The sequence below is a fragment of the Saccharothrix hoggarensis genome, from assembly GCF_042678885.1.
Classification (GTDB): Bacteria; Actinomycetota; Actinomycetes; order Mycobacteriales; family Pseudonocardiaceae; genus Actinosynnema; species Actinosynnema hoggarensis.
Genome location: NZ_JBHTLK010000285.1, coordinates 1 through 7,871, shown reverse-complemented (window position 1 = coordinate 7,871; position 7,871 = coordinate 1). Strand labels below are relative to the sequence as shown.

Genomic DNA, 7,871 nt, shown 5'->3' with positions numbered 1-7,871 from the left:
GGGCTCGGCGGCCACCGCCATCGCCGTCACGAGCGTCGCGGGCACCGTGCTGGCGCTCACCGCCACCGCCGCGTGGTCCCGCGTCGCGCCCGCGGCCGTGAACTGACCCCGTGCCCCGCGACCCGCTGTGGCGCGACCGGTCGTTCGCGCTGCTGTGGTCCGGGCAGTCGGTGTCCCTCATCGGGTCGCAGGTGACCGTCGTCGCGGTGCCGTTGGTGGCGGTCGCGGCGCTGGGGGCGGGGCCGTGGGAGGTCGGCGTGGTGGCCGCGTGCGGGCGGTTGCCGTACCTGGTGTTCGGGCTCGTCGCCGGGGTGTGGGTGGACCGGCTGCCGCGTCGGGCGGTGGCGGCGGTGTGCGCGGTCGGGCAGGCGGTGGCGCTGGCGGTGGTGCCGGTGGCCGCGGCGGTCGTGGTGCTGTCGGTGGCCGTGCTGGCCGTGGCGGTGGCCGAGGCCCGCGCGTTCGCCGTATTCGGGGACATCGCCGGGCTGGCGCTGGTGCCGATGGTGGTGCCGCGGGACCGGTTGACGCGGGCGCAGGGGGCCGTGGAGGTCAGCCAGGCCACCGCGCAGGTCGCGGGACCGGCGCTCGGCGGGTGGCTGGTCGGCGCGGGCACGGCGGCAGGGGCGTTGCTGGTCGACGCGGCGAGCTTCGTCGTGGCCGCGGTGGCGTTGGCCGGGGTGCAGGTGGCGGGACCGGCGGTCGGTCGGGCCGACGCGTCGGCGCGGGCCGGGATGGGCGCCGAGGTGCTGGCCGGGCTGCGGGCCGTGTTCGGCCACCGGATCCTGCGGCGGGTCACGCTGTGCACCGCGACCCACGTCTTCTGGTTCAACGCCTTCGGCGCCGTGCTCGTGCTGCACCTCGTCGCGGACCTGGGCATGACGCCGTCACGGCTCGGCATGACGCTGTCGGTGGGAGCGGTGGGCGGGCTGGTCGGCGCGCTCGTGGCGGCCCGGGCGGGCGAGTGGTTCGGGCGCGGGCCGACGATGGTCGCGGCGATCCTCGTCACCGGGGGCGGGCAGGCGTTCGTCGCCGTGTCGCCGATGGTGGGCGTGGCGGTGATGTGGTTCGCGTTGCAGGTCTACAACGTGCACCAGGTGCCGGTGCGGTACGAGGTCACGCCGTCCGCGCTGCACGGGCGGGTCAACGCCACCATCCGCACGGCGGTGTGGGGCTGCGCGCCGGCGGGGGCGCTGGTCGGCGGGCTGCTGGGCGACCTGGTCGGGTCGCGGGCGACGCTGGTGGTCAGCGGCGTCGGCGCGGCGCTGGCGTGCCTGTGGCTGGCGCGGACACGGGTCGGCTGACGGCGGTCACGGGTCGACGGACCGTGGTCACGGGTATCTGACAGCGGACACGGGGGCGGCTGACGCCGGGCACGGGCGGCCGGCGGCCGGGCACGGGTCGGTTGACGGCGGACACGGCTCGGCTGGGCGGGCAGGCCGCGCCGGCCGCGGGGAGTCGGAAGGGCTCGCCGCGGCCCGCGCCTGGCCTCGGGTGGCGTAGGACACCCGGATCTTCGCGTTGGTCACCGTCGCGTGTCGCACCCGGCATCACCAGATCTTGTCGCGCATGGCGGCGCACCTCCCCTCGACGTGGTTCCCGACTCGGACCGGATCACCGGGGGTCACCAGATCTTGTCGCGCACGACCACACCTCCCACCCGTCTCGATACGTGCCACAACGGCTGCTGACCTGCGGTTTCACCAGATCTTGTCGCGCACGGCAATCACCTCCCGTGGTTTGCGTCACCCCGCTAGCGGCTGACATCCGCGCAGGTCACGAATACTGTGACCCTCCGTCCGGGCACCATGACGGTCCGGGGTAGACGGTCGCGAGGAACCATGGACAGAGCGCGTTCGACGTCGTCGGGCGATCGACGCTGGTCACTATGGTCCCTGCCCCGACGGGCCCTCGTGTACGTGCTGTCGGTGGAACTCGTCGCGGTGCTCGCCACAGCGGCCACCACCGCCTGGCCGGTGCCCGCCGGGTCGTGGACCACGTTCGCCGTCCTCGTCGCCTGCGCCGCCCTGCACCTGCACTCGTCGCGCTGGATCGAGCGCGTCCGCCGCGACCACAGCCACCTGCCGCACGTCGACCTGTGCAGCATCTGGCTCGTGGCCGGCGCGCTGGTGCTGCCGCCGACGCTCGCCGTCGCCCTCGTCGTGCTCGTCTACGCGCACCGCTGGTGGGTCGTCGGCCGCTGGGACGCCTCCCGGCCACCCCACCGGTGCGTGTTCACGACGTCGATGATGGTGCTGGCCACGCTCGCCGCGGGCGCCGTCGCCGGCGCCACGGGCCTGCGCGACCACCTCCAGCACGGCCGGCCGACCGGCGCGCTCGACCTCGCCGGCCTGGTCGGCGCGGGCGCGGCGCACTGGCTCGTCAACACCGCCCTGGTCGCCGCCGTGATCCTGCTGACCGTGCGGCCCCGCTCGGTGAAGGACGCCGTCGGCAGCGGCGCGGACAACCTGCTCGAAGCGGGCCAGCTCGCGATGGGCGGGTTCGTCGCCCTCGCCGTGGCGCTGTGGCCCGGTTTCGCGCTGCCGATGGTCGTCGCGGCCGTCGCGCTGCACCGCACGGTGCTGATCCACCAGCTGGAGCTGGCCGCCCGCACCGACGCCAAGACCGGCCTCCTCAACGCCGAGGCGTGGCACCTCCAGGCCAAGCTGGAGCTGCAACGCACCCGGCAGCAGCCGCCCGGCGCGCGGGTCGGCCTGTTCATGATCGACGTCGACCACTTCAAGGACATCAACGACACGCACGGCCACCAGACCGGCGACCTGGTGCTCCGGCGGATCGCGGTGGCGCTGGAGTGCGCGGTGCGGCGTGGTGACGCGGTGGGCCGGTTCGGCGGCGAGGAGTTCGCCGTGCTGCTGCCCGGCGTGGAGCCCGACGAGGCCGTGGCGATCGCCGAGCGGATGCGCTCCGAGGTGCACCGGGTGCTCGTGGACGACGGCGAGGGCGGCGTGGTGGCGGGCCTCACGGTGAGCATAGGCATCGCCGTGTGGCCCGAGGTCGCCGAGGACACCGTCGAAGGGCTGCTCGCGGCGGCCGACTCGGCGCTGTACGAGGCCAAGCGGCTCGGCCGGGACCAGGTGCAGACCGCGGGCGGCCGGCGCAGGTCGCCGTGGACCCCGGCGGCCCGCTCGGAACGGCCCGGCGTGTAACAACCGGGTCTCCCTGCCGGATCTCCTACAGGTCAGGCCGTCGGTGGCGTAGTTTCTGCCCGCTACCACCGACACGGTGGACTCCAGTCGTTCGCAAGGGTCGTGAGCCAGTGGACCTCGGTGCCCCGCACGGAATCCGCTTCCGCTTCGAAGCGGGGCTGCTGCGTGCCGTCCTGCTCGACGTGCACCGCAAACCACCGGTGGACGCGGGTGAGTCGTTGACCGCGGAGGCCGGCGCGCGCGACCTGTACGTCTCCGAGACCCGTGACGGGCACGTCCGCGCGGTGCTGCGGCAGCGCTTCGACCTGCCCTCGCCCGCCCGCTGGCGGCTCGCCGTGGACGCGCCCGCCGCCGAGACCGGCGACGGGGTGCGGTTCGAGCTGCCGAACTCGGTGTCGCTGCTGGTGTCCGGCTCGTCGCCGTGCGCGGTGGACGACGGCGGGGTGTGCGTCGACCTGCCCGCGGGCGAGTCCGAGCTGACCCTCGCGGTGACCAGCGAGCCGGTGTTCGACGTCGGCGACACGGTCGTCGTGTGCCGCCCGGACCAGGTGCGCGAGGCCGCGGTGGTGGTGTCGTGCCTGCCCGCCGACCGGCTGACCCCGGTCGTCGCGCTGAGACCCGACGACGTGTCGTCGCACCGGCACGACGCGCTGCTGGCCGACGTGCTCGCCGCCGTGGGCGTGCGCCGCGTCGTGTTCCTCGCCGAGTTCCCGGCCGAGCCCGACCGGCCGCTGTTCCCCGACCTGCCAGACCACGTGCACCTGCCGTGCGACGACCCGGTCGGCCTCACCGCCAAGGCGTGGGAGCTGCTGCGCGGCGACGGCGGGCCGGACCGCACGCTCGACGTCGCGCCGGACGCCGACTTCGTCACCGCCCTGTTCACCGCCCTGCGCACCGGCTCGGCGCTGCGGGTGGACGACGACGCGCCGCCCGTGCCGTTCGATGACCACAACCCCGACGACGGTGACGAGGCCGTGCTGGTCGAGCGCACGGGCGACGCGGACGACCTGGTCGCCGCCCTCTACGCGCACCACCGGTCGGCCCGCCTGGTCGTCACGCCCGCGCCGGACCTGACCGAGGTCCGCGCCGTGGTGGCGGAGGAACAGGGCCGGGTCACCGCGGCCGCCGCCGCGATCGGCGACGCCGTCAAGGGCATCGGGTTCGTCGAGGCGCTGTGGCGGTACCTGTCGACCGGCGGGCACGACCCGTTCGCGGCGGTCGAGGCCGTGGTCACGGCGCAGGTGCCCGCCGAGGCGGTGGCGGAGGTGGGCGACCGGCGGCTGACCGCGTTCACCACCGGCCTGCCCTACCCGTTCGTGCACACCGAGGACGCGAACTGGGCGCGCAAGCCGATCGGGCACGTGGTGGCCGACCCGGCGCTGGTCGTGCTCACCGAGCTGCACCGCGCGGGCGCGGCGCGGGAACCCGGCGCGTTCGGCCTGGTCTTCGACTCCGGCACGTTCGCCGAGGCGCCCGAGACCGCCGCGTCGCCCGGCCACCACACCCACCCGATCGTGCTGCCCGAGTCGGACGCGTCACCGGACGTGCTGCGCGAGCTGGCCGCGGACCTGCCGGTCGAGCTGGTGTTCTTCAACTGCCACGACGGCGACGCGATCGTCCTCGGCGGCCGGCCGCTGCCCGACGTGGACCTGCCGGTGGAGCTGCGGCACCGGCCGATCGTGTTCAACAACTCCTGCCGGTCGTGGACGGGCCTGGGCCGCGAGTTCGTCCGCGCCGGCGCCCGCGGCTACATCGGCACCCTGTGGAGCATCCCGGCGAACCTGGCCGCCGGCTTCGCCCGCACCGTCGTGCGGCGGCTCACCGCGGAGGAGACGCCCGCCGCGCACGCCATCGTCAACACCGGCACGCCCGGCGGCATCGAGCGGTCCTACCTGTACGTGGGCACGGTCAACGGCAGGCTGGACCAGTGGCGCGACCGGTCCACCACCGACGCCGAGGCGGCGCTCACGGGGTGCGAGCTGCTGGCCGCCGCCGCGCGCGGCCGCACCGGACCGCTCGCGCCCGTGCTGCGCCGGGAGATCACGGCGTTGCGGCGGGTCGCCGAGGCGGGCGGCGCGGCCGACAGCCCGTCGTTCGCCGACGTGCTGCTGGCCGAGCTGGAGCTCGAAGAGGACGACGACCGGGCCGCCGCGCTGGTCGAGCGGATCGACGCCCTGCTGGAGGGCTCCGACCTCCCCGACGACGAGGTCGAGCCGCGGTGGGCGACCAGGTTCGCGTTGACCGGCGCCCGGTCGGAGCGGCGCGGGGAATACCCCGCCGCGCTGGCGGACTTCGAACGGTGTGTGGGCTTGGGCGACGCGTGCCGCGACCGAGCGGACGTCCTGCTGCGGATGGCGAGGCTGCTGGTGGACGAGGGCAGAACCGACGAGGCCGGACAGGCGGCGCGGCTGGCGCGCGAGGAGTACCGGCTGAACGGGGACAGACCGGCGCTGCTCGACGCGGTCACCGTGCTCGACCGGATCGGCGACCCGGACCCGGACACGGCGGTCGACTACGCCGTGGAGGGCCACGACCTGGCCGCCGAACTGGGCGACCGGGCCCGGCAGGCGGCGTTCGCGCTGGCCGAGTGCGAACGCCGGCAGGCCGCGGGCGACCTCGACGGCGCGATCGACGCCGCGTCACGGGCCGTGCAGCTGTTCCGCGCCGAGGGCGACGATCCGCTGAAGCTGGCGGCGCTGCGCCGGCTCGGCGCGTGCCACCGCGACCGCGGCGACCTGGAGACCGCCCAGCACTACGCCGCCGTCGGGCTCGCCCGCGCCGAGCAGCTGGGCGCGGCGGCCGAGGTGGCGTCGTTCCACGACGACCTGGGCGGCGTGCTGACCGCGCGCCGCCAGCACGGCGAGGCGTTGGGGCACTACCGGCACGCGGTGGAGAAGCTCGTGGCGACCGGCGCGTGGGAGCGCGGCGCGGAACTGCTGCCCCACCTGGCCGTGGGCGCGGTCCGGGCGCGCGACCCGGAGGCGCTGTGGACCGCGGCCCTGTGCGGCGGCCTCATCTGCGAGGTCGCGCCGCGCGAGGTGTGGGCGTCGGTGGTGCCGCTCGTGGTCGACTCGATGAAGCGGGCCATCGAGACCGGGCCGCTGGAGCTGACCCAGCGCGGCATGACCGACTTCGCCAGCGCCGTGACCGCGGGCAAGCGCGAGGACATGCCGTTCCAGGTGGGGCTGCTCGCGGACGTCGTGGTCGTGCTGCTGGCGTGGCTGATGGACCGGGTCGACCCCGGCATCCAGGCGTTCGCCCGCGAGCTGGACCGCACCAGCGGTGGCGTGCTCGACCTCGTCGGCTACCTGTCCGTGCCGTACACCGAGCGGGCACGCCACCCCGGCGTGGTCCGGTCCCGGCCTACCAGTGACGGCCCGCGGTGAGGTCGTCCAGCTCCGGCCGGGACAGGTGGAGCACGCGATAGCGGACGTGGTCCTCGGAGACCACGCCGGGCGTGGCGTCCGGGGTGTCGCGCCACAGCGTGAAGTGCACGAGCTGCCAGTGCCTCGGGTCCATCGCCACGGCCGTCGCGTAGACGTCGGGGTGCGCCGTGCGCTGCTCCAGGTCGGCCAGGGCCCGGTCGATCGCCTCCGTCGGGTCGTGGTCGGCCGGGACGTGCTCGACGCGCTTGGTGGCGGCGGTGGGCGCGCCGGAGCCCGGGTCGGCGTCGTACGCGCCGCCGGCGCCGTACGCCAGGCCCACCCAGTGCTGCACCGTCGGACGGCCGAAGTCCGTGCTCAGGCCCCGGAAACCCGGCCCCCACAGGAAGCTGTTCATGCCCTCGGCGGTGCGCCACAGGTAGAACGGCGAGTACTGGTTGACCGGTGAGCCGTCGACGCCGCGCTCCCGCACGCAGTACGCCTTCAGTCCGAGGCCGGGGAAGGCGTCCAGCGCGGAACCCCTGGTGGCGACACGGGTGCGGATGATGCCCATGTCGTAGTCGGCGGGCAGGGTGATCTCGTAGTGCATGGCGTGCATGGTTCAACTACCCCCATAGGTGGCCGCGGTGCGCGGGTACAGGTCGCGGTAGGCCGTGAGCCGGCCCCACGGCGTGGTGACGGACTCCGCCCGGAGCAGGCCGTGCACGAGCGCCCGGGCGAACACCACCCGTGCCGCCGTCAGCACGTCGTCCGCGGCGGCGTCGTGGGTGCCGGTCGAGGCGGCGAACACCGTGTCGCCGTCGGTGAGGCCGTGTGCGGGGCGGACGGCCAGCGCCAGGCCGTCCTGGGCGGCGTTGGCGACGCGGAACAGGTCCGGCACGCGGGCGTTCGTGACGACCACGCCGATGACCGTGTTGAACGGCGGCGCGTCGGTGAACGGCGGCACGTGACCGGACGCGGCGGCGCGCGCGGCGTCGAGGTCGTCGCCCCCGGGCTCCGGGAACTCGCCCGGGAGGCCGAGGCGGGCGGCGAACGGCAGCCCGGTGTCGAAGTCGACCGACGGGCCGACCGCGTTCAGGGCGGCGACCACGCCGACGACCGCACCGCCGGGCAACGTGGCGCTCGCCGTGCCGAGACCGCCCCTCAGGCTCGCGTTGAGCGCTCCGGTGCCCGCGCCCACGTTCCCCTGCGCCACGTCCACGCCGGCGTTCCGCACCGCCTCCGCGCCCTCGTCCGGGCCGGGGCGCGCGTGGAAGTCCCCGCCCCGGCCGAGGTCGAACAACGCGGCGGCGGGCACGAACGACCCCAGCTCGCGGGCCGCGCC

At 75.3% G+C, this 7,871-nt stretch carries 5 protein-coding genes; 3 read left to right on the top strand and 2 right to left on the bottom strand.

All coding sequences use genetic code 11. The annotated features are described in order from the left end of the window. Positions 1-110: 110 nt before the first annotated feature. From ACFQ3T_RS32345 to ACFQ3T_RS32335, 3 genes are all read left to right on the top strand, one after another. The gene (locus ACFQ3T_RS32345; protein ID WP_380729219.1) at positions 111-1,301 is read left to right on the top strand and encodes an MFS transporter; all 1,191 of its coding nucleotides are present in this window, start codon (positions 111-113) and stop codon (positions 1,299-1,301) included. A 615-nt stretch (positions 1,302-1,916) separates the two neighbouring features. Further along, on the top strand, positions 1,917-3,164 hold the full coding sequence (locus tag ACFQ3T_RS32340; protein ID WP_380729216.1) for a GGDEF domain-containing protein: 1,248 nt from the start codon (positions 1,917-1,919) through the stop codon (positions 3,162-3,164). A 110-nt stretch (positions 3,165-3,274) separates the two neighbouring features. Continuing rightward, positions 3,275-6,550 (top strand): tetratricopeptide repeat protein, encoded by a 3,276-nt coding sequence (locus ACFQ3T_RS32335; RefSeq protein ID WP_380729214.1) that lies wholly within the window; start codon positions 3,275-3,277, stop codon positions 6,548-6,550. On the opposite strand, the gene ACFQ3T_RS32330 is transcribed toward ACFQ3T_RS32335, so the two are convergent. Together ACFQ3T_RS32330 and ACFQ3T_RS32325 are read right to left on the bottom strand one after the other, a co-directional pair. Continuing rightward, positions 6,528-7,136, bottom strand: coding sequence for a DUF4865 family protein (locus ACFQ3T_RS32330; protein ID WP_380729213.1), 609 nt, complete (start codon positions 7,134-7,136; stop codon positions 6,528-6,530). The two genes, ACFQ3T_RS32335 and ACFQ3T_RS32330, sit on opposite strands and share 23 nt — an antisense overlap. Positions 7,137-7,148: 12 nt before the next feature. After that, a partial coding sequence (locus ACFQ3T_RS32325; protein WP_380729211.1) for a P1 family peptidase occupies positions 7,149-7,871 on the bottom strand: 723 nt, incomplete at its 5' end.